The 26,965-nt window shown below is 55.3% G+C and carries 24 protein-coding genes; 15 read left to right on the top strand and 9 right to left on the bottom strand.

Annotated features, from left to right (window positions below):
• Window positions 1–60 precede the first annotated feature (60 nt).
• Window positions 61–1,644 carry a phosphoethanolamine transferase gene (locus tag HYQ67_RS21380; RefSeq protein WP_202307514.1) on the top strand — a complete coding sequence of 528 codons (1,584 nt, stop codon included), beginning with the start codon at window positions 61–63 and terminating at the stop codon, window positions 1,642–1,644.
• 78 nt (window positions 1,645–1,722) lie between these two features.
• On the opposite strand, the gene ompX is transcribed toward HYQ67_RS21380, so the two are convergent.
• Window positions 1,723–2,226 (bottom strand): outer membrane protein OmpX, encoded by a 504-nt coding sequence (ompX, locus tag HYQ67_RS21375; RefSeq protein WP_202307512.1) that lies wholly within the window; start codon window positions 2,224–2,226, stop codon window positions 1,723–1,725.
• 371 nt (window positions 2,227–2,597) lie between these two features.
• Here ompX and rhtA point away from each other — a divergent pair, with 371 nt between their 5' ends.
• The 6 genes from rhtA (at window position 2,598) to ybiO (ending at window position 9,265) form a co-directional block, all read left to right on the top strand.
• Window positions 2,598–3,485 carry a threonine/homoserine exporter RhtA gene (gene rhtA, locus HYQ67_RS21370; protein WP_202307501.1) on the top strand — a complete coding sequence of 296 codons (888 nt, stop codon included), beginning with the start codon at window positions 2,598–2,600 and terminating at the stop codon, window positions 3,483–3,485.
• Between the two features lie 305 nt (window positions 3,486–3,790).
• The gene (dps, locus tag HYQ67_RS21365; RefSeq protein ID WP_202307500.1) at window positions 3,791–4,294 is read left to right on the top strand and encodes a DNA starvation/stationary phase protection protein Dps; all 504 of its coding nucleotides are present in this window, start codon (window positions 3,791–3,793) and stop codon (window positions 4,292–4,294) included.
• Between the two features lie 359 nt (window positions 4,295–4,653).
• On the top strand, window positions 4,654–5,400 hold the full coding sequence (gene glnH, locus HYQ67_RS21360; RefSeq protein WP_202307492.1) for a glutamine ABC transporter substrate-binding protein GlnH: 747 nt from the start codon (window positions 4,654–4,656) through the stop codon (window positions 5,398–5,400).
• Between the two features lie 83 nt (window positions 5,401–5,483).
• Window positions 5,484–6,143: a glutamine ABC transporter permease GlnP gene (gene glnP, locus HYQ67_RS21355; RefSeq protein WP_202307477.1), complete on the top strand. Its 660-nt coding sequence runs from the start codon at window positions 5,484–5,486 to the stop codon at window positions 6,141–6,143.
• Complete coding sequence (gene glnQ / locus HYQ67_RS21350) at window positions 6,140–6,862, top strand: glutamine ABC transporter ATP-binding protein GlnQ (RefSeq protein ID WP_202307475.1); 723 nt, start codon at window positions 6,140–6,142, stop codon at window positions 6,860–6,862. Before glnP ends, glnQ begins: the two co-directional genes overlap by 4 nt.
• A gap of 186 nt (window positions 6,863–7,048) precedes the next feature.
• Window positions 7,049–9,265, top strand: a complete 2,217-nt coding sequence (gene ybiO / locus HYQ67_RS21345) for a mechanosensitive channel protein (protein WP_202307474.1) — start codon at window positions 7,049–7,051, stop codon at window positions 9,263–9,265.
• 42 nt (window positions 9,266–9,307) lie between these two features.
• Here ybiO and rlmF read toward each other — a convergent pair whose 3' ends face one another.
• Window positions 9,308–10,246: a 23S rRNA (adenine(1618)-N(6))-methyltransferase RlmF gene (rlmF, locus tag HYQ67_RS21340; protein ID WP_202307473.1), complete on the bottom strand. Its 939-nt coding sequence runs from the start codon at window positions 10,244–10,246 to the stop codon at window positions 9,308–9,310.
• A 90-nt stretch (window positions 10,247–10,336) separates the two neighbouring features.
• On the opposite strand from rlmF, the gene HYQ67_RS21335 reads away from it, so the two are divergent.
• The 3 genes from HYQ67_RS21335 (at window position 10,337) to ybiJ (ending at window position 12,070) form a co-directional block, all read left to right on the top strand.
• A complete protein-coding gene (locus tag HYQ67_RS21335) occupies window positions 10,337–10,963 on the top strand; it encodes a flavin reductase family protein (RefSeq protein ID WP_202307472.1) in 627 nt (208 codons plus the stop codon).
• 182 nt (window positions 10,964–11,145) lie between these two features.
• The gene (gene mcbA / locus HYQ67_RS21330) at window positions 11,146–11,406 is read left to right on the top strand and encodes a DUF1471 family periplasmic protein McbA (RefSeq protein ID WP_202307471.1); all 261 of its coding nucleotides are present in this window, start codon (window positions 11,146–11,148) and stop codon (window positions 11,404–11,406) included.
• Window positions 11,407–11,809: 403 nt separating this feature from the next.
• Entirely contained in the window at window positions 11,810–12,070 is a 261-nt protein-coding gene (gene ybiJ, locus HYQ67_RS21325) for a DUF1471 family protein YbiJ (protein ID WP_202307470.1), read from the top strand.
• Between the two features lie 139 nt (window positions 12,071–12,209).
• On the opposite strand, the gene ybiB is transcribed toward ybiJ, so the two are convergent.
• Window positions 12,210–13,175, bottom strand: a complete 966-nt coding sequence (ybiB, locus tag HYQ67_RS21320) for a DNA-binding protein YbiB (protein ID WP_202307469.1) — start codon at window positions 13,173–13,175, stop codon at window positions 12,210–12,212.
• Window positions 13,176–13,191: 16 nt separating this feature from the next.
• Window positions 13,192–15,348, bottom strand: coding sequence for an ATP-dependent DNA helicase DinG (gene dinG / locus HYQ67_RS21315; protein ID WP_202307549.1), 2,157 nt, complete (start codon window positions 15,346–15,348; stop codon window positions 13,192–13,194).
• Between the two features lie 168 nt (window positions 15,349–15,516).
• Between dinG and HYQ67_RS21310 the strand changes: the two genes are divergently transcribed.
• The 3 genes from HYQ67_RS21310 (at window position 15,517) to HYQ67_RS24090 (ending at window position 17,737) form a co-directional block, all read left to right on the top strand.
• The gene (locus tag HYQ67_RS21310) at window positions 15,517–16,641 is read left to right on the top strand and encodes a ribosomal protein uL16 3-hydroxylase (protein WP_202307468.1); all 1,125 of its coding nucleotides are present in this window, start codon (window positions 15,517–15,519) and stop codon (window positions 16,639–16,641) included.
• A 161-nt stretch (window positions 16,642–16,802) separates the two neighbouring features.
• Window positions 16,803–17,570 (top strand): MerR family transcriptional regulator, encoded by a 768-nt coding sequence (locus HYQ67_RS21305; RefSeq protein ID WP_202307467.1) that lies wholly within the window; start codon window positions 16,803–16,805, stop codon window positions 17,568–17,570.
• A gap of 59 nt (window positions 17,571–17,629) precedes the next feature.
• Entirely contained in the window at window positions 17,630–17,737 is a 108-nt protein-coding gene (locus HYQ67_RS24090) for a hypothetical protein (protein ID WP_237391380.1), read from the top strand.
• Here HYQ67_RS24090 and HYQ67_RS21300 read toward each other — a convergent pair.
• The 5 genes from HYQ67_RS21300 to bglX form a co-directional block, all read right to left on the bottom strand.
• The gene (locus tag HYQ67_RS21300; protein ID WP_202307459.1) at window positions 17,718–18,449 is read right to left on the bottom strand and encodes an ABC transporter permease; all 732 of its coding nucleotides are present in this window, start codon (window positions 18,447–18,449) and stop codon (window positions 17,718–17,720) included. The genes HYQ67_RS24090 and HYQ67_RS21300 overlap by 20 nt on opposite strands.
• Window positions 18,433–19,377 carry an ABC transporter ATP-binding protein gene (locus HYQ67_RS21295; protein ID WP_202307457.1) on the bottom strand — a complete coding sequence of 315 codons (945 nt, stop codon included), beginning with the start codon at window positions 19,375–19,377 and terminating at the stop codon, window positions 18,433–18,435. Before HYQ67_RS21295 ends, HYQ67_RS21300 begins: the two co-directional genes overlap by 17 nt.
• Window positions 19,374–20,531, bottom strand: a complete 1,158-nt coding sequence (locus HYQ67_RS21290; protein ID WP_237391379.1) for an ABC transporter permease — start codon at window positions 20,529–20,531, stop codon at window positions 19,374–19,376. The genes HYQ67_RS21295 and HYQ67_RS21290 overlap by 4 nt, the downstream gene beginning before the upstream one ends.
• Window positions 20,532–20,697: 166 nt before the next feature.
• The gene (gene osmF, locus HYQ67_RS21285; protein ID WP_202307455.1) at window positions 20,698–21,609 is read right to left on the bottom strand and encodes a glycine betaine ABC transporter substrate-binding protein OsmF; all 912 of its coding nucleotides are present in this window, start codon (window positions 21,607–21,609) and stop codon (window positions 20,698–20,700) included.
• 173 nt (window positions 21,610–21,782) lie between these two features.
• Entirely contained in the window at window positions 21,783–24,080 is a 2,298-nt protein-coding gene (gene bglX / locus HYQ67_RS21280) for a beta-glucosidase BglX (RefSeq protein ID WP_202307453.1), read from the bottom strand.
• A 199-nt stretch (window positions 24,081–24,279) separates the two neighbouring features.
• Between bglX and dld the strand changes: the two genes are divergently transcribed.
• Window positions 24,280–26,025, top strand: a complete 1,746-nt coding sequence (dld, locus tag HYQ67_RS21275) for a D-lactate dehydrogenase (RefSeq protein WP_202307451.1) — start codon at window positions 24,280–24,282, stop codon at window positions 26,023–26,025.
• A gap of 118 nt (window positions 26,026–26,143) precedes the next feature.
• The gene (locus HYQ67_RS21270; RefSeq protein WP_202307449.1) at window positions 26,144–26,695 is read left to right on the top strand and encodes a GNAT family N-acetyltransferase; all 552 of its coding nucleotides are present in this window, start codon (window positions 26,144–26,146) and stop codon (window positions 26,693–26,695) included.
• Window positions 26,696–26,965 lie beyond the last annotated feature (270 nt).

Below are 26,965 nucleotides of genomic sequence, written 5' to 3'. Positions count from 1 at the left end.
CGGTTTTTTCGACCCTTGTCGCCAGGGTTTACGCATGGCGTTTTGTAGATCTCGGTAAACATGAATTTAACGGCTAAAGATACCCTGACGGCTCGCGGCGTTGCGCTGAATCCGTGGACGGGGTTTTACTTCCTGCAATCACTTCTGATTAACTTTGCTTTAGGCTACGAGTTCAGCCTGCTTTACGCGGTGGCCTTCAGCTGTGTGCTGCTCATTCTTTGGCGCAGCGCCCCACGCCTACAAAAAGCATTAATAGGGATTTGTAGCCTGGTGGCAGCCATGTATTTCCCGTTCGGCCAGGCCTACGGCGCGCCAAACTTTAATACCCTGCTGGCCCTGCACTCGACGAACTTCGAAGAGTCCACGGAAATCCTGACGATTTTCCCCTGGTACAACTATGTCGTCGCCGTCTTTATTTTCGGCCTCGGGGTGATTGCCGTACGCCGCAAATCCACCCCAAAACGGACGTGGAATCATTTTGACAGCTGCTGCCTGGCGGTTAGCCTGGTCTGTTTTTTTGTTGCTCCGGTGCAAAACCTGGCTTACGGCGGCGTGTTTAAATTCAAAGACACCGGCTATCCGGTTGTCCGCTTCGTTAAGGACGTGGTGGTCAACAATCAGGAAGTGCTCGATGAACAGACCCGCATGCAGCAGTTTGCAAAGATGAAAGACACCTGGAACGTGCTGGCGGTGAAGCCGAAGTATCATACCTACGTAGTGGTGATTGGCGAGAGTGCGCGCCGCGATGCGCTTGGCGCTTTTGGGGGGCACTGGAAGAATACGCCGTTTGCCAGCTCGGTGAACGGTAATCTGTTTATGGATTACATTGCGGCGAGCGGGTCGACACAGAAATCACTGGGGCTGACGCTCAACCGTGTAGTCGACGGCAAACCGCAGTATCAGGATAATTTTGTCACTCTCGCTAACCGTGCTGGCTTCCAGACATGGTGGTTCTCTAATCAGGGACAGATTGGCGAATATGACACAGCCATTGCCAGCATCGCTAAGCGTGCTGATGAGGTGCATTTCTTAAAAAGCGGCGACTTCGAAGCAGACAAAAACACACGTGATGATCAACTGCTGAAAATGACCGCGCAGGTGTTTGCTATCCAACGCAGCACCCCGCAGCTCATCGTTCTGCATTTGATGGGCTCGCATCCGCAGGCCTGCGACCGCACTCAGGGCAAATACGCCGAGTTTGTGCAGTCAAAAGAGACGTCCTGTTATCTTTACAGCATGACGCAAACCGACGATCTGCTTAAGCAGCTTTACGGCCAGCTACAGAATACCGGAGAGACTTTCTCGCTGGTTTATTTCTCTGACCACGGCCTGGCATTTAAGGAGCGTGGCACTAAAGTGCAGTACCTGGCGCATGATGACGAGTTCCAGCAGAATTTCCAGGTGCCGTTTATGGTGCTCTCGAGCGATGACAAAAAGCACCGGCTGATTAAAGCGCGCCGCTCCGCCAACGATTTCCTGAATTTCTTCTCAGCCTGGACGGGGATCAAAACCAAAGAGCTGGTGCCGAAATACAAATTTATTTCCGAACAGAAGGCGGGCACCACCTGGGTGACCAATTTCAAACTGAAGAAGGTGGACTATACTCATCTGCAGACGGATATTTTTACAACCAAATCCCGTTAGCTCGCGGGTTGGGTGAACAGCAGACATAAAAAAATCCGCCTGAAGAGGCGGATTTTTATTTCACCCGAAGACGGGGAATTAGAAGCGGTAACCCACGCCTGCGATCCAGGTGCCAACATCAACGTTACGGATGCGGCTCTGCTCGTAGGAAACGTCCAGCGCAACGTTTTCGATTGGGTTAAACTGCATACCAGCGCCGTAAGAGAAACCGTAGTCGCTCATGTCGTGGTCAGTTGTGCCAGTAGTCTGGAATTTACCGTAGCCTACACCAACAACACCGTAGATGCTTGCCCAGTCGTTCAGACGGTAAGCAGGACCAGCAGTGATGCCGTAGTACTGGCCTTTGTTGTAAGAACCAGCGTTATCGGTACGGTTTTTCTCGGTATAAGTGAAAGAACCGATGTAACCCAGTGGGGTGTCGTTTTCGTAACGGTATTTCAAGTTGAAACCGTTAGCTTTGTTGATAAAACCCTGCATATCGCTCTGGGCATAACCACCGGATACGGTGCTAGTTGCAGATGCGGTACCTACGGAAACGGCCAGAACGCAAGCCAGTGCTGAAAGACATGCAATTTTTTTCATAATATCCACCTCAAATGTGCTTCAAGAAAGTCCTAAGATTTAAATATAACAAAAATATTTAAGAAACTCTTCGTCATTTGTATTGTCTAACGAATCTTTTCATGTAACACAACATTTCCACTACATGCTATGTCACTAAAATCTCGGCCATTTATCGATGAAAACCACACAGATATTAACGGTTTTAACAATTGGTTCATTCAGATAATTCCGGATTTTTCATGAAGATTTCTTACAAAGACCGGTATAAATGTTACCTCAGACGAGCCGGAATAATCTCAATGAAAACTCAACCAGCCATAAGTTCTTCCTTTACACTAGGGTAACTTTCGAAACTTGACCGACCCAGACACAAACTGACAGGACGCAGGATGCCGTTAACTTCTCGTAAAATGCCCGTATGGTTGCCCATTGTCATACTGCTTATTGCTATGACCTCGATTCAAAGCGGCGCCTCCCTTGCCAAATCGTTGTTCCCTCTGGTGGGCGCGCCGGGCGTTACCGCAATTCGCCTTGCATTAGGCACGCTGATTCTGGTGGCGGTATTTAAGCCGTGGCGCCTGCGGTTTAAGGCGGAGCAGCGGGTTCCGCTGCTGATGTACGGCCTGTCGCTGGGCGCGATGAATTACCTTTTCTATCTTTCTATCCAGACAATCCCACTTGGCATTGCGGTCGCACTTGAGTTCACCGGCCCGCTGGCGGTGGCGCTATTTGCTTCTCGCCGGGCCGTTGATTTTGTCTGGGTAGTGCTGGCCGTTCTCGGGCTGTGGTTCCTTTTGCCGCTTGGGCACGGCATTGCTCATGTGGATTTAACCGGGGCCGCGTATGCATTGGGTGCCGGGGCATGCTGGGCAATCTATATTGTGTTTGGTCAGAAAGCCGGAGCCGACCACGGCCCGGCGACGGTGGCCATGGGGTCGCTTATCGCCGCTATCGTCTTTGTTCCCATCGGTGCATGGGAAGCGGGTAGTGCCTTATGGCACTGGTCACTGCTTCCATTAGGTTTGGGGGTGGCCATTCTTTCCACAGCGCTGCCCTACTCTCTGGAGATGATCGCCCTGACCCGCATCCCAACCCGCACCTTCGGTACGTTGATGAGTATGGAGCCGGGGCTTGCAGCGCTGTCCGGTATGCTGTTTCTTGGTGAGCATCTGACGCTGGTTCAGTGGCTGGCGCTGCTGTCGATTATCGCGGCATCTATTGGCTCCACGCTTACGCTCAAGCGCGAAACGCAAATTACCAGCGTCGACGTCAATTAATCTGCATCAATGTATTTCCCGTGAATAAATCTTCACGGGAATAAACCCCGCGATCAGACACTTATATTTATTTCTATTTACGCAAGCGAATAAGAACTATTCCCCTTCTTATCTTATATTATCCCCGCTTTCCGAAATATCTGAGCACACCAAGATAACCAGCTGATAATAAAGAAAATAACTATTACCACTTACCTTTTACTATCGGTTTGATAGGTATTGTCCATTCCTGCAGGTTTAAAAAGCGGTGCTATACTTATTCCCGGTAACAAATCAGGAAACACACATCAAGAGGATGAAAGATTATGAGTACCGCTAAACTGGTAAAAACCAAATCTACAAATCTGCTGTATACCCGTAATGATGTTGCAGACAGTGAGAAAAAAGCCACCATCGAGCTGCTGAATCGTCAGGTAATCCAGTTTATTGATCTGTCACTGATTACCAAACAGGCTCACTGGAACATGCGCGGTGCCAACTTTATTGCCGTCCACGAAATGCTCGACGGCTTCCGCACAGCACTGACCGACCATCTGGATACCATGGCAGAACGTGCCGTTCAGCTTGGTGGCGTGGCGCTGGGTACGACTCAGGTCATTAACAGCAAAACCCCGTTGAAAAGCTACCCGCTGGATATTCATACCGTTCAGGACCACCTGAAAGAGCTGGCGGATCGCTATGCCATCGTGGCCAATGACGTTCGTAAAGCCATCAGCGAAGCGAAAGACGAAGATACCGCGGATATTCTTACCGCTGCTTCGCGCGATCTGGATAAGTTCCTGTGGTTCATTGAGTCAAATATCGATTAATTCATCGCCACCACCTTGTTTCCTTCCCCGCCAGGGGAAGGAATCTGCACCATTTTAGCGCATCAACTTGTACATTCCCGCCGCAAAAGTTACTCAACTGTAATTATCACTTCACATAATCGTTAACAAACGGTTGTTTTGACGCCGCAAAGCGCGGTAATAATAGCCACCGTTCTGTACACCTGCTTTCTGCACCACCATGGAGCACCATAAGGGTGCATTATGACCGGCTTGCAACTCATATTGTGCGATGTTACAAATCGTCATCCTTGCAAAACAATATGTTGTAAAGCTGGCACGATTCTTCCATGTTGCGCTGGCATGCAGGGGATTGCCCCATGGATAACAAAGGAAATGCTATGAAGTCGATTTTGAAAGTTTCACTGGCTGCACTCACCCTGGCTTTTGCGGTCACTTCCCACGCCGCTGAGAAGAAACTGGTCGTTGCGACCGATACCGCATTCGTTCCTTTTGAATTTAAACAGGGCGATAAGTACGTCGGCTTCGACGTTGACTTATGGGCCGCCATCGCGAAAGAGCTGAAGCTGGATTACACCCTGAAGCCAATGGATTTCAGCGGTATCATCCCGGCACTGCAAACCAAAAATATTGACCTGGCGCTGGCGGGGATCACCATTACGCCTGAGCGTCAAAAAGCGATCGACTTCTCTGACGGCTACTACAAAAGCGGCCTGCTGGTGATGGTGAAAGCAGATAACGATAGCGTAAAAAGCGTGAAAGACCTCGACGGTAAAGTCGTTGCGGTTAAGGGCGGTACAGGATCTGTTGATTACGCGAAAGCGAACATTAAAACCAAAGACCTGCGTCAGTTCCCGAACATCGATAACGCCTATATGGAACTGGGCACCAACCGTGCCGACGCGGTATTGCACGACACGCCAAATATCCTCTACTTCATCAAAACTGCTGGCAACGGTAAGTTCAAGGCGGTCGGTGAGTCTCTTGAGGCTCAGCAGTACGGTATCGCATTCCCGAAAGGCAGCGACGACCTGCGCAGCAAAGTTAACGGCGCGCTGAAAACCCTGAAAGAGAACGGTACCTATAACGAAATCTACAAAAAATGGTTCGGTTCCGAACCTAAATAATAAGATTCAGTTTGCTTTAAGTAAGACCTGAGGGGCGGCTTTCGCCCCTCCTATTTTTGAACCACGGTATACAGGAATACATCATGCAGTTTGACTGGAGCGCCATCTGGCCAGCAATTCCGCTGTTATTTGAAGGCGCCAAAATGACCCTGTGGATTTCGGTCCTCGGTCTTTGTGGCGGCCTGGTGATTGGTCTGATAGCGGGTTTTGCCCGTTCTTACGGCGGCTGGATCGCCAACCATATCGCCCTCGTTTTTATCGAAGTGATTCGCGGTACGCCAATCGTGGTGCAGGTGATGTTTATTTACTTCGCCCTGCCGCTGGCCTTTAACGACCTGCGTATCGATCCGTTCAGTGCGGCAGTGGTCACTATTATGATCAACTCCGGCGCTTACATCGCGGAAATTACCCGTGGGGCCGTCCTGTCGATTCATAAAGGTTTCCAGGAAGCCGGACTGGCGCTGGGCCTGTCGAAGCGCGAAACCATTCGCCATGTGATCATGCCTCTGGCGCTGCGCCGTATGCTGCCGCCGCTGGGTAACCAGTGGATCATCAGCATCAAGGACACCTCGCTGTTCATCGTCATCGGCGTGGCCGAACTGACCCGTCAGGGCCAGGAGATTATTGCCGGTAACTTCCGTGCGCTGGAGATCTGGAGCGCCGTTGCGGTCTTCTATCTGATTATTACGCTGGTGCTGAGCTTTGTTCTGCGTCGCCTTGAAAGAAGGATGAAAATCCTGTGATTGAATTTAAAAACGTCTCCAAGCACTTTGGCAAAACCCAGGTGCTGCACAATATCGACCTGAACATTAAACAGGGTGAGGTGGTGGTGATCATCGGGCCGTCCGGCTCCGGGAAATCCACTCTGCTGCGCTGTATTAACAAGCTCGAAGACATCACCAGCGGCGATTTGATTGTCGATGGCCTGAAGGTTAACGATCCGAAGGTTGATGAACGTCTGATTCGTCAGGAAGCGGGCATGGTGTTCCAGCAGTTCTATCTCTTCCCGCATCTTACCGCGCTGGAAAACGTGGCCTTTGGCCCGATCCGCGTGCGCGGCATGAAGAAAGACGAGGCCGACAAGCTGGCAAAAGAGCTGCTGGCCAAAGTCGGGCTGGCAGAGCGCGCCCATCACTACCCTTCTGAACTTTCCGGCGGCCAACAGCAGCGCGTGGCGATTGCCCGTGCGCTGGCGGTGAAGCCGAAAATGATGCTGTTTGATGAACCAACCTCGGCGCTGGATCCTGAACTGCGTCACGAAGTGTTAAAGGTCATGCAGGATCTCGCCGAAGAAGGTATGACGATGGTTATCGTGACGCACGAGGTGGGCTTCGCTGCCAAGGTCGCTTCCCGCCTGATCTTTATTGATAAAGGTCGCGTGGCGGAAGACGGCAACCCGCAGGCGCTTATCGATAATCCGCCAAGCCAGCGCCTGCAGGAATTCTTGCAGCACGTCTCGTAAATTCATTAGTCAATACGTAGGGCGGGCAAGCGAATGCGCCCCCGCCGCTTTTACAGTGGTGGATGACGCTATCGCTTATTCACCCTACTTTCAGCCCCACCCCAGATTAATCCCCATTTCTAACCCCGTGATCCTCACTGGCTATACTTACTCCTTTGCCTGACTTTCTCAGCCTGGAGGAGTGCCGTGCCGTGGATACTTTTGCTGCTTTGCAGCCTGCTTAGCTTTCAGCTCCCTGCGGTTACGCTACCGGCCGCCGCCGTCGCTGCCACCTCCACCCAGAACAACAATACTCCCCCTGCCGAACCGGACATCGAAGAGAAAAAGAAGGCCTATTCGGCGCTGGCAGATGTGCTGGATAACGACAAGTCGCGCAGCGAGCTAATCGAACAGCTGCGCAAAGTTGCCGCTACGCCACCGCCGGAACCCGTACCGGCCATTGCGCCGCCGGAGCAGCTCAGCGAAGACAAAACGGTGCTGGAGAATGTTACCGATGTAAGTCGTCACTACGGCGGAGAGCTGGCAGATCGCTTCGCCCAGCTGCACCGTAATATCTCCAACGCTCCCCATAAGCCCTTCAACCAGCAAACTTTCCTCAACGCCCTGATGCATTTTTCGCTGCTCGTCGCTGCGGTTTTCGCCTTTTATTTGCTGATTCGCCTGTGCATGACGCCGGTCTGGCGGCGGATGGGAAGATGGGGGCGCAAGAAGAACCGCGATCGCTCCAGCTGGTTCCACCTGCCGCTGATGATCGTCGCGGCCTTTGTTATTGATATGCTGCTACTGGCGCTGACGCTGTTCGTCGGGCAAATATTCAGCGACATGATGAACGCGGGCAGCCGCACCATTGCCCGCCAGCAGGGATTATTTCTCAACGCCTTTGCGCTGATTGAATTCTTCAAGGCTATTCTGCGGCTGATCTTCTGCCCGCGTATACCGGACCTGCGCCCGTTCCCCATCAGCGACCAGAGCGCAAATTACTGGAGCGTTCGGCTGTCCGGCCTGAGCAGCCTTATCGGCTACGGCATTCTGGTCGCGGTGCCGATAATCTCAAACCAGGTCAACGTGCAGATTGGCGCGATGGCCAACGTCGCCATCATGCTGTGCATTACGGTCTGGGCGCTGTGCCTGATTTTCCGCAATAAACGGCACATCCAGCAAAGTCTGGCTCATCTCGCCGACCGCTCGATGGCTTTCTTCAGCCTGTTCATCCGCGCCTTTGCGCTGGTGTGGCACTGGCTGGCGAGCGCCTATTTTGTGGTGCTGTTTTTCTTCTCCCTGTTCGATCCGGGCAACAGCCTGAAGTGGATGATGGGGGCGTCGATGCGCAGCCTGGCGATTGTTGGCATCGCGGCGTTTATCTCCGGCATGCTGTCGCGCTGGATAGCCAAAACCATCACGCTTTCACCCCAGGTACAGCGCAGCTACCCTGAACTGCAAAAGCGCCTGAATAGCTGGATATCCGCCTCGCTAAAACTGGCGCGCATTCTCACCGTTTGCGTGGCGGTAATGCTGCTGCTCAACGCATGGAGCTTGTTTGACATGTGGGCGTGGCTGGTCAACGGTGCCGGGGAGAAAACCGTCGATATACTGATCTGCATCGTGCTGATCTTGTTCTTCTCGGCGGTTGGCTGGACGCTGCTGGCAAGCCTGATAGAAAACCGGCTGGCGTCGGATATCCATGGCCGCCCGATGCCCAGCGCACGCACCCGTACGCTACTGACGCTATTTCGTAACGCCCTCGCCGTAGTGATAAGCACCATCACCATCATGATCCTGCTTTCCGAAATTGGTGTGAATATCGCGCCGCTGCTGGCGGGGGCCGGCGCTCTGGGGCTGGCGGTAAGTTTCGGCTCGCAAACGCTGGTGAAAGACATTATTACCGGCATATTCATCCAGTTTGAGAACGGCATGAACACCGGCGATTTAGTCACTATCGGGCCGATAACGGGCACCGTGGAGCGCATGTCGATTCGTTCGGTGGGGGTGCGCCAGGACACAGGGGCGTATCACATCATTCCGTGGTCATCGATTACCACCTTCGCCAACTTTGTGCGTGGCATAGGCTCGTTTGTGGCGAACTACGATGTGGACAGGCAGGAGGAAGTGGATAAGGCCAACCGCATTCTCAAAGAGGCCGTAGCCGAGCTGATGGAACAGCAGGATATCCGCATGCTGGTCATCGGCGAGCCTTCGTTTGCGGGTATTGTCGGCCTGACCAACCAGGCGTTCACGGTACGCGTGTCGTTTACCACCCAGCCGCTGAAACAGTGGACGGTGCGCTTTGCGTTAGACGGGATGGTGAAAAAGCACTTTGACGCAGCGGGTATACGTCCCCCGGTGCAGACCGTGCAGGTCATGCAGCCAGGCCCGGATACCGCTCAGGCGATCCAGGCCTCCTAGGCAGCAGCCGGAACGCTGCCGCCGGCAAACCCTACGGTGTAATTATTTAAAGCGTGTGGCGGCCCAGCGGGCGCGTTGGGCGTCATTCATAAAGGACCAGCCGATGAAGCGGCTCTGCTTCTGACCCTGGGCCATCTCTTTCTTCACCACTTTCTCCACGCCAGCCTCCTGCATGACGCGGTACAGCGCTGGCAGGTTTTCGCCACGGGAAACCAGCGAAGTGAACCACATCACCTGCTTCGCAAACGCTTTGCTCTCGTTGATCATCTGGCTGACGAACGCCACTTCTCCGCCTTCGCACCACAGCTCATGTTCATGGCCGCCAAAATTCAGCGCGCCCTTCTCGTCCTGGCCAAGATTGCGGCGTTTACGTTCGCTACCGCTGCGGGCGGCTGCTTCCGAATCGTGGAACGGTGGATTACACAGCGTGGCGTCAAAGGTTTCATTTTTATGGATGATGCCGGGGAAGATAGCATCCTTCGTTTTCTGACGGCGCAGGCGAATCATGCGTGTTAAGCCCGGGTTCGCATCTATAATCATCGTTGCGCTGCGCAGCGCGTCGGCGTCGATTTCGGAGCCGGTAAAGCGCCAGCCGTATTCATGCTGCCCGATTAACGGATAAATGCAGTTCGCCCCGACACCCACGTCCAGAATCGTGGCCTGGGATGGCACGTTGCCGCCGTGACCCTCTGCCAGCAAATCTGCCAGGTGGTGAATATAGTCCGCACGCCCAGGAACAGGCGGGCAAAGAAAGCCGTCCGGGATATCCCAGCCCTGTACGCCATAGAAATGCGCCAGCAGCGCCTGGTTCAGCGCCTTGACCGCCAGCGGGTTGGCGAAATCAACCGTTGGCTCACCGTGCGGGCCAGTTTTCACGAATGCCGTTAACGCAGGGCTGCTCTGCTGCAGGGCGGCAAAATCATAGCGTTCACGGTGGCAGTTACGCGGGTGCAGGCCCGGTTTGGTGGCTGGGGTTTTCATCGCGGCTTCTCCTTGTGTGGGCGCGTAAGATACTCTGTGCAGACCACGGGGTAAATACACCACGCCGTTTTCATTAATGAAAGAGGTAATATGTCTGCGAAAAGGTATTACTACGAGCCTGCTAACGGTCACGGCTTGCCGCACGATCCGCTGAATGCGATTGTTGGCCCGCGCCCGATTGGCTGGATAGCCTCCTGCAATGCGCAGGGCCAGCGCAACCTTGCGCCGTACAGCTTTTTTAACTGCTTTAACTACCGCCCGCCGATTATCGGCTTTGCCAGCAGCGGCTGGAAAGACAGCGTGCAGAACATCCTCGACAGCAAAGAGTTCGTCTGGAATCTCACCACCCGCGAGCTGGCGGAGCAAATGAATGAAACCTCCGCAACGCTTCCTCGCGGGGAAGATGAGTTTGCGCGCGCGGGCTTAACGCCGGTGCCCGGTCGTAAAGTTAAAGCGAGCCTGGTGGCGGAGAGTCCGGTGAACTTCGAGTGCCGTCTGTCGCAGTGCATTCAGCTGACTACCGCTGACGGCGCGGAGATTGATACCTGGCTGGTGTTGGGGGAAGTCGTCGCCGTTCACATCGATGAAACGCTGCTCATCGACGGCATTTATCAAACCGCGCTGGCAAAACCGGTACTACGAGCCGGCGGTCCCTCCGCCTATTACACCATCGAAGAATCTCACCGATTCGATCTCATCCGTCCGGATGCCAGATAACTCAAACAAAATCAGCCACCTGTATGTGGCTGATTTGTCATCATTTCGTCAAGATTTGTTGTTCAAAAAACAAGCACAAGTCAATCAATTTTTTGCCCCTTTTTTTCACCACATTCCACCTACACTTTGAAGTGTTGATGAAATTTCAATCGACTCTCCCACAGACTTAAGAGGATGTGATGATGAAAAAATTGCTGTATTTTTCTGCGGTTATCACCCTTGCGGCGCTACCGTTTGCTACCATAGCGGCACAGGAACTCATGAGCGGCCAGACCGGCCAGCTTCGTGAAGCGGGCACCGTCTCGGCCAACAACGCCCGTAACCTGGATGACCTGGAGGATAAACTGGCCGCCAAGGCTAAAGAGCAAGGCGCAACAGGCTATGTCATTAACTCCGCCGGCGGCGATAACCACATGTACGGCACCGCCACCCTTTATAAATAACCGGAAAGAATAGCGTAGATGCTGATACTCACCCCCTGACGGTTTCCACTCCTGGAAGCCGTTTTTTCTGCCCTAACTGCCCTGCACAAAATATTCAACCAGCCGCCTCCCCCGCTTTTTCTGGCAGCTCAATTTCAGTGCAAGCGATTGCCTGTCAGGTACGACCAGCGATGCAAAAAAGATTAGCAAAAGGTGCGCTAAACGCGACGGTATCGCGGTGATAATCTCAAAGTTGATAGTTCACATGCTAACCATTACACATTTCAATAACTTAGCAGGCGTTCAATTTATTTGAACAACGCCATCAATTCTCTTCGATTTTATCTTCTACTCAAAAGTGTGACCATAATCACATCGACGGAACAACGTCACCTTAAACAGAATAACCTGCGAGAAATTAACGATGAAAACCATCAAATATGCTGTAGCCGCCATCGCCCTTTCAACTCTCTCTTTCGGTGCGTTTGCAGCACAGTCAGTGAGCGCGTCCCAGGCTCAGAGCCTGAATAAAGTTGGCGTTGTGTCAGCCCAGGGCGCAACGACGCTGGACGGTCTTGAAGCACAGCTGGCCTCTAAAGCAGAACAGGCGGGTGCAAAAGCGTATTCCATCACTTCTGCTAACACTAACGGCAAAATGAGCGGTACTGCTGTTATCTACAATTAAGTTGTAGACAAAGATTTTCGTTTGACCCTGTGAGATGTATTGCCACTACCCTCATTGAAGCGCTGCTTCGACCCTGTTTGACCCTTGATATACCATTGCAGCCTGCGGACCCTCCCGCAGGCTTTTTTTTGCCTGCGATCTAGAAAGTTTGTTCTACCCTCGACATCCCCTCTTCGAACGTCAGGGCTTCTCCCGTGGCTACCAGGCAGCTGGCCATCTGGATTTTTAACGACTGAGGGACAGGCTCTATACCCGCCACACAGCGCTCTATCCAGCGCGCGGTGACGTCAGGATCCTTCGAATCCGGCAGAATGACATTTTCAACGGCATCTGTCTGACGCTCCACGACCACCTGCGTTCCCTTGTCATCAATCAGGGTAATTTGCGGGCAGCGCTGAGGGTTGGCGTAAACCTCACCTTCCGTGCCGTGCATCAGCAGGCCGCGACCGCCGATATCGCCGAAAAATTTCGCTACTTTCCCGACGTATTCCGGATGCGAGACGCTCGCCAGACGCAGCGCGGCGGCTTCTTCAAACGGCGTGGCGAGCTTAGCAAGAGTATGCGCGCTGTTGCGCACGCCCATTCTCCAGCGCATCGCCAGCTGATCTTCCATCGGCGGGCAGAGCGCGCTAATCGGGATATAGACCGGATGATGGGCTTCGAGCTTCGCCTGCGCCTGACCCGCATGGAGGGTCGGCTCAATGCCAAGCAAAATAAAAATGGTTTCGGTCAGAATACGGGTGGGATCGTGGCTGACGCCATGCACCACCACCGGGTAACCCAGACGGTTGAGCAACATGGCCAGCAGCGGAGTCAGATTCGCCTGCTTGCGCGCACCGTTATAGGAAGGGATAACGATCGGCATCGGCTTGTTCATCGGCGGTGTGAGAGAGATAAGATGCTGTTTCATCGCTTCATAGAAGCCGAGCATCTCCGCCTCCCCTTCGCCTTTAATACGCAGGGCAATCAGCACGCCGCCCAGCTCCAGCTCCGGCACTTCACCCTTCAGCATATGGCTGTACAACCCGCGCGCGGTGTCGAAATCCAGATCCCTGGCGTGATTTTTACCGCGCCCTACTTCTTTGATTATTTTGCGATAGTCCATCTCTGTACCCCTGGTATTATTTTCTCGCGCGCTTGCGCCGCACGGTTTTCTTAGGCTCGACGGTAAGCGCTTTCGCCGCCGGTGCTGGCGGCTGGCTTATCTGAAACACCGGCAGTGCGCCCAGCAGGCGCTGGCCATAGTTTTTCGTCAGCAGGCGGCGATCGTAAATCACCACTTCACCATAGCAGGCGTGGCTGCGAATTAAACGCCCGACCTGCTGGATCAAATTGAATGATGCGGCAGGCAGGCTCTGCACTTCAAACGGATAGCGCTTCAGACTTTTCAGCCATTCGCCTTCGGTGACGACGACCGGGCTGTCCACCGGCGGGAAGGCGATTTTATGGATATGCACCTGGCTTAACAGGTCGCCCTTTAAATCTAACCCTTCCGCGAAAGATTGCAGCCCGACCAGTACGCTGGTGCCTCCCTCTTCAACCCGTTTGCGATGCAGTTCGACCAGCTTATAACGAGGCTGATCGCCCTGCACCAGCAAGGTTAAACGTAGATCCGTCACGTGAGCTAAAAACTGCTGCATAGCGCGATTGCTGGCGAACAGCACCAGCATCCCTTTGTGTTCGCCTTTTGCCAGCTCTGCCCGGAAGAAGGCCGCCATTTCAGCCAGATGCTGCGGCTCGTTTTCCATGGTTGGCTCGACGGTCAACTGAGGGATAACAATTTTGCCCTGCTCGACATGATTAAACGGCGAGTCCAGGGCGATAAATCTGTCCCCTGCTTTTTCGCGCAGGCCGCTCATCTCCTGCAAGCGATCAAATTTGTTCAGCGACCGCAGCGTGGCGGAGGTAATAATCACGTGCGGCACATTGCGCCACACCAGCTTTTCAAGCTGGTCGCTGACGCGGATCCCCACGCAGTGGAAATATTGATGCGTCTGCCCTTCACGCGCGTCCTGGGTGACCCATTTAGAGACCGGTGCGCCGGAGGCCTGTTCCATCGCAGAGAGACGCCACAGTTTGCTCTGGGACTCGAAATAACCCAGCGCGCGGTTCATCTGCAAGAGTGCCCTGTGGACACGCACCACGTCATGGGTGCCGGTCTTTTCGCTTAAATCGTTAACCAGCGCTTCCGCCAGGCCGCGCAGCCCTTCAGTCAATTTTGCCAGCCGCTGGCAGATAACCATGATCTCATCGGGCAAAACGCCCATCTCAAAGCGGTGTTCGCTCTCGTACTCGCCCGGCATCCACAGCTTAACGATGCTGCAAAACGAGCTGAGCAGCTCGTGCACTTCGTCGCAGTGGTTGGTGAGGCGTTCCGGGGAAGTCAGCGGCGGCGGGCTTTTCGGGCGGAGCTGCGCCATGCAGGTTTCCACCAGCTTCGAGAACAGGTCAAGCTGAAGGCGGCTGTAGCCGGGGGTGATTTCCGCGCTCATCTCCAGCGCGTCGCGCGCCACGTCCGGCAGGTGGTGCCCTTCGTCGAGCACCAGCAGCAGATTTTTGGCTTCCGGCAGCACCGCGTCACTTTCCATGGCCGCCATCACCAGCGCATGGTTAGCCACGACGACTTCCGCTTCATCGATTTCCCGGCGCGCCACGAAGAACGGACACTCTTTATACCAGTGGCAGTTGCGCCCCAGGCAGCTGGCTTTATCGGTGCTCATGCGCCGCCAGAGATCGTCGTCAATCGCCTGGGCATTGTGGTCGCGAATGCCGTCCCACTTGTAGCCGTCCAGTTCGGTCTTCAGCTTTGCGCAGCGCTGCTGCTCGTCTTTGCTGGCTGGCGCCATTTCGTCATCAAGAAAAGCGAGCAGATCTCCCTGTGCGAGGCTATCCGTTGCCAGCGCGGCCAGGTTGCGCGGGCAAACGTAGCGCCCGCGCCCGAAGGCGGCGGTAAATTTCAGATCGGGGATAATTTTACGCAGCAGCGGTAAATCTTTGCTGTAGATTTGGTCCTGCAAAGCGACGTTGGCGGTGCTGACCACCAGCGTTTTTTGTTCGCCCCGGGCAATGGCGATGCCGGGGATCAGGTAGGAGAGGGTTTTGCCCACGCCGGTGGGGGCCTCGATCGCCAGATGCCGGCCCTCATCGCCTGCCAGCGTTTTCGCCACTTCGGCAATCATCTGCCGCTGTGGGAGGCGCGGAATAAAGTCCGGGATCTGCTGCTGTAGCGCCTTATACCAGGCGGCGATTTGCGCTTTTTGCGCAGAGGACAAGGCCATAACGCTCACTTCTACTGTATAAACAGCCACTATTCTCCCACTTTTCGCCCCGCGACGGCATTCTTTTTTGTTTTTATGTCATCCCCTTCCCCTTGACCAATGACAAGGCGGCCAGACCCCCAGGCTCTTTATAATCACCGCCGTTTCTCTTCCCACTGGTATGAAAATATGGCTTATCAACTGACGTTTGACTGGCAAGAATTCATGGAAAAATACTGGCAAAAACAGCCGGTTGTCCTGAAAAATGCGTTCCCGAATTTTATCGATCCTATTACCCCGGACGAGCTGGCGGGTCTGGCGATGGAGCCAGAAGTGGACAGTCGCCTGGTCAGCCATACCGAAGACGGACAGTGGCACGCCAGCAACGGTCCGTTTGAAGATTTTGATAACCTGGGCGAGACCGGCTGGTCTTTGCTGGCGCAGGCCGTCAACCACTGGCACGAGCCTTCCGCCGAGCTGGTGCGTCCGTTCCGCGTGCTGCCAGACTGGCGTCTCGACGATCTGATGATCTCTTTCTCCGTACCGGGCGGCGGCGTTGGGCCGCATATCGATCAGTACGACGTCTTTATTATTCAGGGCATGGGAAGCCGCCGCTGGCGCGTAGGCGACAAGCTGCCAATGCGTCAGTTCTGTCCGCATCCAGCCCTGCTGCACGTCGATCCGTTTACGCCAATCATCGATGAAGATCTCGAGCCGGGCGATATTCTCTATATTCCGCCGGGCTTCCCGCACGATGGCTTCACGCACGAAACCGCCCTCAACTATTCCGTCGGTTTCCGTGGGCCGAACGGCCGCGATCTGGTGAGCAGCTTTGCGGACTACGCGCTGGAGAACGATCTGGGCGGCGAGCACTACAGCGATGCGGATCTGACGCTGCGCGAGCACCCGGGCAAAGTGGAAGAGTACGAGCTGGATCGCCTGCGCGGCATGATGGTGGAGATGCTCAACCAGCCGGAAGATTTCAAACAGTGGTTTGGCCGCTTTGCCACAACGCCTCGCCACGAACTGGACATTGCCCCAGCAGAGCCAGCCTATGAACAAAGCGAGATCCTTGATGCGCTGATGCAGGGCGACTCCCTGACACGCCTGAGCGGCCTGCGCGTGCTCAACGTCGGCGAGCGTTTCTTCGTGAACAGCGAACCGCTGAATACAAAAAACGCTAAAGCCGCAGATGTTCTGTGCCGCTACACCACGGTCGGAAAAAGTGAGCTGGGCGATGCGCTGCAGGACGAAGAGTTTATTGAGGTGCTGACCGAGCTGGTGAATCAGGGTTACTGGTACTTCGAAGATTAATATGCGACACCGTAGCGGCGGATGGCGCAGGCTTATCCGCCCTACACCTTAACTGTGTCATCCGCCTTCTCCGCCACAGAAATAAATCAGTAAAATTTCCCAGAGTCCTTCGCACTGTCTACAGTTATACGGGGACTTCCCGGACTGGCTTTGGGGACAACATGGCGCTTTATACCATTGGTGAAGTAGCTGTGCTTTGCGACATCAATCCCGTGACGTTACGTGCCTGGCAAAGGCGCTACGGACTTCTGAAACCACAGCGCACCGACGGCGGGCACCGGCTGTTTGACGACGCCGACATCGATCGCATTCGTGAGATCAAACGCTGGATAGAAAACGGCGTGCAGGTCAGCAAGGTGAAAGCATTGCTCTGCGGCGAAGAGATGGATCTGGAAACCGGCTGGCGAGAGCGTCAGGAGACGCTGCTGCACTATCTGCAATGCGGCAACCCGAACAGGCTGCGGGCCTGGATGGCCGATGTCGGACGAGACTACCCCGCCGAAACGCTCGTGATGCAGCTCTACACCCCGCTTCGCCGCCGCCTGCAATGTCAGCAGGTCACCCTCAACACCTTACTAAGCCTGCTCGATGGCGCACTGATTAACTATATTGCGCTTTGCCTGGCGTCCGCCCGCAAACATAGCGGCAAAGATGCGCTGCTGATCGGCTGGAATACCCAGGACACGACACGTCTGTGGATGGCGGCGTGGATGGCGATTCAGCAGGGCTGGCGCGTTGACGTGCTGGCGCAGCCGCTGACCAGCGTGCGGCCTGAACTCTTTCCCCGGCAGACGATTCTGGTCTGGTGCGGGGATGCGCCAAGCCACCAGCAGCTCGCCCAGCTGGAGCAATGGCGCTGCGAGGGGCTGCCTGTTTTCCCGCTAAACGCCAGCGGTCGTGACCCCGCCCGTATCATTCAGGACATTTAAAGGTTCATTAACAAGCCGGCTTCGACTTATAATCCCTTCCGTAACATAGGGAGAGAAAAATGAAATTGTCTAAAATTGCCCTCGTCAGCGGCATGCTGGTCATGGCCATCGGCGGAATTGGCGGCGTAATGCTGATGGGCTACATCGTTATTTTGCATAACGGGTAATGTAGCTTTGCAGGCGTTCAAAGAGGCGGTCGGTAACGATCGCCGCCAGCGCCACCAGGATGGCCCCCTGAATCACGTAGGCGGTGTTAAAGCCGCTTAGCCCGATGATGATCGGTGAACCCAGCGTGTTGGCCCCCACCGTTGAAGCAATGGTCGCCGTGCCAATATTAATAATGACCGATGTCCGGATTCCCGCCAGAATCACCGGTGCGGCCAGCGGTAGTTCAACTTTTCGCAACACCTGCCAGCGGCTCATCCCTGCGCCAAAAGCAATTTCTCTGGTGGCTTCTGGCACCGCACCAATCCCCGCGAGTGTGCCCTGTACGACAGGCAACAGGCCGTACAGCACCAGCGCAATAATCGCGGGCTGCTGGCCAAACCCCATCACCGGCACGGCAATTGCCAGCACCGCGACCGGTGGAAACGTCTGCCCCGCGGCGGTAATGGTCTCCACCAGTGAGCGAAACTCCAGCCCCCACGGGCGCGTCACGGCGATGCCCAATCCCATACCAATGACAATGGCAACCACGCTGGAGATGCCCACCAGCGTGAGGTGCGCAAGCGCCAGCGCACTGAAGCTCTCCTGCTGATACACCGGCCTTACAAGCTCGGGAAAAAGCCAGCTGAACAGGCCTTCGGTATGCGGCATCGTATAGAGAAGCGCGATAAACAGGGCAATCAGCCACAGCAACGGATCACGAACCAGACGCATGTTCACCTCGCACCAGATCGCTGAAGTGCAGCACGCCGCAATGAACGCCCTTTGCATCCACCACAGGCAGCTGCTCGCACTGCCTGTCGACAAACAGAGACAGCGCTTCTCGCAGGCTAAGATCCGCCGCAATAGGTTCGCCGACAATGTGTTCGTCAGACCGTACGCTGTTCGCCACCTGGCGCAGCGACAGCAGGCGCAGACCAAGCTCGCTGCGGCCAAAGAAGTCACGGGCGAAATCGTTTACCGGGTTGGTCAGCAGCTCCATCGGCGTCCCCTGCTGTACCACCTGGCCTGCGTCCATCAACACAATTCTGTCCGCCAGCCGCAGCGCCTCTTCGATATCGTGCGTCACCAGCACGATGGTGCGGCCCAGCAGATCGTGAATACGGCTTATCTCCTGCTGGAGCGCCGCCCGGGTCACAGGATCCAGCGCGCCGAAGGGTTCATCCATCAGCAGCACTTCCGGATCCGCCGCCAGCGCACGCGCGACGCCTACACGCTGTTGCTGCCCACCGGACAGCTGGTGCGGATAGCGGTCGCGAAACTGGCCGGCATCCAGGCCAAGCAAAACCAGAAGCTCGTCAATGCGCGCATCGATCTTTGCCTTCGGCCATTTCAGTAGCTGCGGGACGGTGGCGATGTTCTGCGCTACGGTCCAGTGCGGAAACAGACCAATAGACTGGATCGCATAACCCATCCTGCGGCGCAGTGCCTTCACATCAAAGTTACGGATTTCCTCCCCGGCAAAGCGGATGCGCCCTTCGTCGTGCTCCACCAGCCGGTTGATCATTTTCAGCGTGGTGGATTTACCGGAGCCGGAGGTGCCAATCAGCACCGTAAACTGACCTTCCTGGATATTGAGCGACAGATCTCTTACCGCCGCTTCCCCCTGGAAGTATTTACTGACATGGTCAAATTCGATCATGGCTGTTTTGCCTCCAGCAATGAAATAACAAGTTTAAACAGCGCGTCCAGCAGGACGGCAAGGGCAATGACCGGGATCACACCGAGCAGCACCAGATCCAGCGCGCTGCTGAGCAGCCCCTGGAAGATAATGGCGCCGAATCCGCCCGCGCCAATGAGTGCGGCTATCACCGCCATGCCGATGGTCTGCACGCAGACAACGCGCAGGCTGCGCAGCAGGACGGGCATGGCAAGCGGCACTTCGGCACGCCAGAAAATTTGCCGCCGCGACATGCCCATACCTTCGGCACTTTCAACGACATTTCGCGGCACGTGTTGCAACCCGGCTACCACGCCGCGCACCAGCGGCAACAGCGCGTAAAGCACCAGGGCAATCAGTGCGGGCGTGACGCCAATGCCGCTGACGCCAATGTCTTTCAGCCAGGGAAAACTTTTCGCCAGCCCGGCCAGCGGCGCTATCAGCAAGCCAAAAAGCGCCACCGACGGCACCGTCTGAATCACGTTAAGCACAGAGAATACCGATGACTGCCACGTTGGACGCTGATAGCAGAGCACGCCGAGCGGCACGCCAATCAGCAGCGCCGGGACCAGCGTGCCAACAAGCAGGGCCAGGTGGCGGCTCAGCGCATCATCAAACACATCCTGCCGGTTGGCATACTCTTTCAGCAGCGAGAGGTCAGCAAAAAAGCCGCTGAGCAACAGGGCCACCGGCACAATCCAGATTTGCAGATTCAACAGCAGCCGCCAGAGCGCTTTCGGCGTGAGACGGTTAATAGCATCCGCACAAAGCAGCAGGCACAGCGCCAGCGACAGCCAAAGCCCGCTGCCCGGTGAGGTTCGCGCCAGACTGCTCCCCTGCTCGGCAAAATTCGTCGCGGTTTTCCCCATCAGCACCAGAGCCCCAATAAACATCGCCTCGCCAACCAGCAGCGTCAGCGCGAGGGAGCGTTTGCGAGTAGGGAGAAAAGTGAGGAGAGCCAGAATCAGCGTGGGGGTAAGCAGCAGGATTAGCGCGTGGCCCGGAAGCTGGCGCAGGGCCATGGGCTCACCGGAAACCAGCCGGTTGGCCGCATAATTGATAAAAGGTAAAGCAGCGCTCGCCGCCACCAGCAAAATCACCAGCAGCAGCAGGACGCGATTATGGATTTTCGGCAAACTGACATCCTGTTAGTTTTGTCGGACGAGGCCATGCTTATCCGACCAGGGTTTTGTCGGATGACGCTGCGCTTATCCGACCTACGTATTGGGTGGCGACACTGATCTGAAGAGTTGTTGTAGGGTGGATGGCGCTTGCGCCATCCACCACTATTTCGCCAACGGATTACTTCACAAAACCTTTTTTCTTCAGGTAGTCTGCCGCCACTTTTTTGGCATCCAGCCCTTCCACCGCGATGCTGGCGTTCAGCTGCTGCAGGGTTTTCTCATCGAGCGAGGCGAAGACAGGCTTCAGCCACTCGTCAAGCTGCGGCCAGGCTTTCAGCACCGCTTCACGCACCACCGGCGCAGGCGCGTAAATCGGCTGCACGCCTTTCGGATCGGTTAACGTTTGCAGGCCAAGCGCCGCCACCGGACCGTCGGTGCCGTAGGCCATTGCTGCGTTCACACCGGAGGTTTTCTGCGCGGCAGCCTTGATGGTCACGGCGGTGTCGCCACCGGCCAGCGACAGCAGCTGTTTCTGGTCGAGATTAAATCCATATGCCTTTTCAAACGCGGGAAGTGCGTCCGGGCGCTCGATGAATTCAGCGGAAGCCGCAAGCTTGAACTCGCCCCCTTTTTTCAGCCAGGCGCTGAGATCGTCCATCGAGGTCAGCTTATTTTTTTCGGCTAAATCTTTGCGTACGGCGATGGTCCAGGTGTTATTAGCAGGGGCAGGCGTCAGCCAGACCAGGTGATTTTTCTCAGCGTCGAGCTGCTTCACTTTGTCATAGCCTTTCTGAGCGTTTTTCCATACCGGGTCGTTATCATCTTTAAAGAAAAATGCCCCGTTGCCCGTGTATTCAGGATAGATATCCAGCTCGCCCGAGGTAATCGCCCCGCGCACCACCGGCGTGGTGCCAAGCTGGATTTTGTTAACGGTTTTCACGCCGTGGCTTTCCAGCACCTGCAAAATAATGTTGCCCAGCAGCGAGCCTTCGGTATCAATTTTCGAGCCAACTTTCACCGGCTCGGCCGCCTGAGCGCCGGCAGCCAGCATCAGTAATCCCGCCACGCCAAAACGCGTTTTTAAATTCATGGTGATTCCTCGTTGTTGTTCTTTACTTGAAAATCAGGGAGTCACAACAAGAATAGCCGAGAATGCACCTGCCGGGGAAAGCATAAAGGGGAATAAGTTATAGAGAGGAATTTTTCAGACTTTGCTTGTCGTTTTCCCCTCTCCGGCACGAAGAGGGGAAAAGAGGTCAGCGCTTACTTCAGTTCAAACTCGCCCTGCTTCACGCGAGCGGAGTCCAGCCCAACGAAGACGTTAAACTTGCCCGGCTCGGCATCGTACTTCATCTGTGCGTTCCAGAACTTCAGCGCTTCGATATCAATCGGGAAGCTGACGGTCTGGGTTTCCCCCGGCTTGAGAGTGACTTTCTTAAAGCCCTTTAACTCTTTTACCGGACGACTCATGGTTGCGGTAACGTCCTGCAGATACATCTGCACTACCGTTGCGCCCTCGCGGTCACCGGTATTTTTGACCATCACACTCGCCTCCACTTTCCCGTCGCGGGTCATGGTCGGCGCGGACATTTTCACGTCAGACACGCTGAACGTGGTGTAGCTCAGGCCGTAACCAAACGGATAAAGCGGGCCATTTGCTTCGTCGAAGTAGCGGGAAGTGTACTTGTTCGGTTTTTCCGGGTTGTACGGACGCCCGGTATTCAGGTGGCTGTAGTAGGTCGGGACTTGACCGACCGAACGAGGGAAGGACATCGGCAGTTTACCCGACGGGTTATCGTCGCCAAAAAGCACATCGGCGATGGCGTTGCCGCCTTCGGTGCCGCTGTACCATGCTTCCAGCATCGCATCAGCCTGCTGGTCTTCTTTCACCAGCGCGAGCGGACGGCCGTTCATCACCACCAGCACCAGCGGCTTGCCGGTTGCGTTCAGGGCGCTAATCAAATCGCGCTGGCTTTGCGGTAGCACAAGATCGGTACGGCTTGAGGCTTCGTGCGCCATACCCTGCGCTTCACCCACCACGGCAACCACAACGTCAGCGCTTTTCGCCGCGTTAACGGCTTCGTCGATCATCTCTTTCGGTGTACGCGGGTCAACCTTCACGGCTTTCTCGTACTCGTTCAGGAAGGCGACAATGCCTTTGTCATCGGTGACGTTCGCGCCCTGCACGTGAACAATTTTTGCTTTGTCGCCCACGGCGCTCTGAATGCCCTGCAATACGGTAACGGTTTGATCCGCCACGCCCGCCGCAGACCAGCTGCCCATCATGTCACGCTTGCTGTCGGCCAGTGGGCCAACCACGGCTATGGTGCCGGTTTTTTTCAGCGGCAGCGTTTGCAGGCGGTTTTTCAGCAGCACCAGACTTTCACGAGCCACTTCGCGTGCTTCTTTGCGGTGCAGGCGGCTTTCGGCGTTGGTGTCTGCCGGGTCAGACTCTTTCGGCCCAAGGTGGCTGTACGGGTCGTTAAACAGGCCCATATCGTATTTCACGTTCAGCACGTGGCGGGCGGCATCGTCCAGCTCTTTCTGAGGGACGGCCCCGCTCTTCACCAGCTCCGGCAGATACTTGCTGTAGTACTCGTCGCTCATGCTCATGTTAATGCCGGAGTTGAGCGCCACGCGCACCGCGTCTTTCGGGTCGCTCGCCACGCCGTGCTTAATCAGTTCTTTAATCGCGCCGTGATCGGAAATGGTAATGCCTTTGAACTTCCACTCGTCGCGCAGCAGGTCTTTGAGCAGCCAGCTATTGGAGGTGGCCGGCGTGCCGTTGATGGAGTTCAGCGCCACCATCACGCCACCGCTGCCCGCGTCTAACGCAGCTTTGTACGGCGGCATATAGTCGTTGAACAGGCGCTGCGGGCTCATGTCGACGGTGTTGTACTCTTTACCGCCCTCCACGGCACCGTAGGCCGCGAAGTGCTTAACGCTGGTCATCACGGAGTAGCGGTCTGCCGGGCTTTTGCCCTGCATCGCTTCCACCATCGTGCGGCCCATAATGGAGGTCAGATAGGTATCTTCCCCGAAACCTTCCGAGACACGCCCCCAGCGCGGATCGCGGGAGACATCGACCATCGGTGCCCAGGTCATGTTCAGGCCGTCGTCTGCCGCTTCATAGGCCGAGATGCGTCCGACGGTTTTCACCGCATCCAGGTTAAAGGACGAGGCCAGTCCCAGGCTGATAGGGAAAACGGTACGCTGACCGTGAAGCACGTCATAGGCGAAGAACAGAGGAATTTTCAGGCGGCTCAGGGACATCACCTGATCCTGCATGATGCGAATGTCGTGGCGGGTAACGGTGTTGAAAATGGCCCCTACCTGGCCGTCTTTGATCATCTCACAAATGGCTTCTTTAGGGTTATCCGGCCCTACGCTTATCAGACGCAGCTGGCCAATTTTCTCGTCGTTGGTCATTTTAGACAGGAGATCGGTGACGAACGCATCGCGCGCTTCCGGCGTCAGGGGATGAGGGCCGAACATCTCTTCGGCCAGCGCGGGCTGTAGCGCAAGGCTAACCGCGATACCTACGGAACAGAGCCATTTCATGGGATTTACTCTCTTGCTCAGGCCGCCCTCACCGGGCAGCACATTATGAATAAGCCAGCAGTGTGCCACATCGTCACAAGGGTAAGAAGAGTCGTTTCGGTGTTATATGCTGATATTTAGGACATTTCGGTGTCATGCACCAGATGAGGCAGGCTATGCTTGCTGGCAATAAATCTATGCCATTACAAGGAGTGGAACCATGTCCGCATCTGCAAATTCGACTAAGCAAAATTTTATAAATGAATTGAATCGACTGGTGGGCAGCACACAGGTATTGACCGACGCGGCTAAAACGGCCCGTTATCGTAAAGGATTTCGTTCTGGTCAGGGCGAGGCGCTGGCGGTTGTTTTTCCAGGTTCGCTGCTTGAGTTATGGCGTGTATTAAGCCTTTGCGTAAGCAACGATAAAATTATTCTCATGCAGGCGGCGAATACCGGTCTGACCGAAGGCTCCACGCCAAACGGCAATGATTATGACCGTGAAATTGTCATTATCAGCACCCTGCGTCTCGATAAGCTGCAGCTGCTGGACGAAGGCAAGCAGGTACTGGCCTTCCCGGGCAGCACGCTGTATCAGCTAGAAAAAGCACTTAAGCCGCTGGGCCGCGAGCCGCACTCCGTCATTGGCTCCTCCTGTATTGGGGCCTCGGTCATCGGCGGCATCTGCAATAGCTCCGGCGGTTCGCTGGTGCAGCGCGGCCCGGCCTATACCGAAATGGCGCTCTATGCCCGCATCGATGAAGAGGGCAAACTGACGCTGGTGAACCATCTGGGTATCGATCTTGGCACGACGCCTGAGCAAATTCTGGGCAAGCTTGATGATGAGCGCATTAAACCCGAAGAGATACGGCATGATGAGCGCCAGGCTTCGGATCATGACTATGCCGAGCGGGTCCGTGATGTGGATGCCGACACGCCTTCCCGCTTCAACGCCGATCCGAACCGCCTGTTCGAAGCGTCCGGCTGTGCCGGGAAGCTGGCGGTGTTCGCTGTGCGTCTCGACACCTTTGTTGCCGAAAAGCAAAACCAGGTGTTTTACATCGGCACCAACAAACCCGAAGTGCTGACAGAGATCCGTCGTCATATTCTTGCGAACTTCAACTCTCTGCCGGTGGCGGGCGAATACATGCACCGGGATATTTACGATATTGCCGAGGTGTATGGCAAAGACACTTTCATGATGATCGATAAACTCGGCACCGACAAAATGCCGTTCTTCTTCACGCTGAAGGGCCGCACGGATGCTTTACTTGAGAAAGTGCCGTTCATCAAACCTCACTTCACAGACCGTGCGTTACAGCGCATTAACGCCCTCTTCCCCCGCCATCTGCCTGCGCGCATGAAAGAGTGGCGCGATAAGTACGAGCACCACCTGCTGCTGAAAATGTCCGGTGAAGGGATCGAGGAAGCCCGCGCCTGGCTGGAGAACTATTTCCAGCAGGCGGAAGGCGCATTCTTTGCCTGTACGCCTGAAGAAGGGGCGAAAGCCTTCCTGCACCGCTTTGCCGCCGCAGGCGCGGCCATTCGTTACCAGGCTATTCACAGTGAGGAAGTCGAGGATATTCTTGCGCTGGACATCGCCCTGCGCCGTAACGATCAGGAGTGGTTTGAGCAGCTACCGCCGGAAATCAGCAGCCAGATAAGCCATAGCCTCTATTACGGCCACTTTATGTGCCACGTTTTCCATCAGGACTATATCGTCAAGAAAGGCGTTGACGCGCACGCGCTGAAGGAGCAAATGCTTGAATTGCTGCGCCTTCGCGGCGCGCAGTATCCCGCAGAGCATAACGTAGGCCATTTGTATGAAGCGCCAGAGACGTTAAAACAATTTTATAAGGCAAATGACCCGACAAACAGCATGAATCCAGGCATTGGCAAAACAACAAAGCACAAATGGTGGGACGAAAGCGCTTGCAGCCATACACATCCGCATGAGCCTCACTAAGCTACCCTGTCAACTCCCAATACAGGGACTGTTTTTCGGCTATTTTTCGTACTAGATTAGCGGGTAGCCAGGGTGGAGGATATAGCGTCCACCCTCTTACCAGCGCAGAGGTGCGACTATGTCCGTGGTTGAAACGTTCTCATCCGCCAGGCTTATCATCAGTGAGGCGACTCTCGACGATATTCCGGCTATCACGGCCATTTACGAGTGGCATGTGCTGTACGGCCGTGGTTCCTTTGAAGAAACGCCCCCCACCCTTCAACAGATGGCAGAACGTTTACATCTCGTGAACGAGCAGGGCCTGCCGTGGCTTGTTGCCCGCTACGGCGGCATTGTCGTGGGCTACTGCTACGCCACCGTTTACCGCCCTCGCCCGGCCTACCGTTTTACCATTGAGGATTCCGTTTATATCGACGCCAGCATGGCGGGTCGAGGCATCGGCAGCGAGCTGTTGAGCGCGTTAATCGACCGCTGCGAGCAAGGCCCATGGCGGCAGATGATTGCGGTGATCGGCGACGGCGAGAACAACACCGGCTCGTGCCGGCTACACAAGCAGTTTGGTTTTGAGACGGTGGGAAATCTGAGAAGCGTAGGTTTTAAGCTGGGTGACTGGCGCGACACGCTGATCATGCAGCGACCGCTGAACGACGGGGACAGGACTGCGCCCTGAATCATTGCATATCTGAAACCAGATGTCGGATGACGCTTCGCTTATCCGCCCTTGTATCTTGAACCGGTAGCTGGTTAGCTACCGGTTACACGAAACGGAGGAAGCTTGTATCCGCCCTGAAGACGCCGATCTTTCTTCGTAGCTTAAGCCCTCCGTTTCACCTTTCACGTCACTCAAAATCCGAACGGTAACCAGAAGCTCTGACTTCGTATGTACAAGGCTGGAATGACGTGTTGGCTCAGGTGAAAGGAGACAAAATATGTTCACTCT

This window comes from Dryocola clanedunensis subsp. sulfonylureivorans (genome assembly GCF_016756775.1).
GTDB classification, from domain to species: Bacteria; Pseudomonadota; Gammaproteobacteria; order Enterobacterales; family Enterobacteriaceae; genus Dryocola; species Dryocola clanedunensis.
This window is presented reverse-complemented; position numbering and strand designations above follow the sequence as displayed.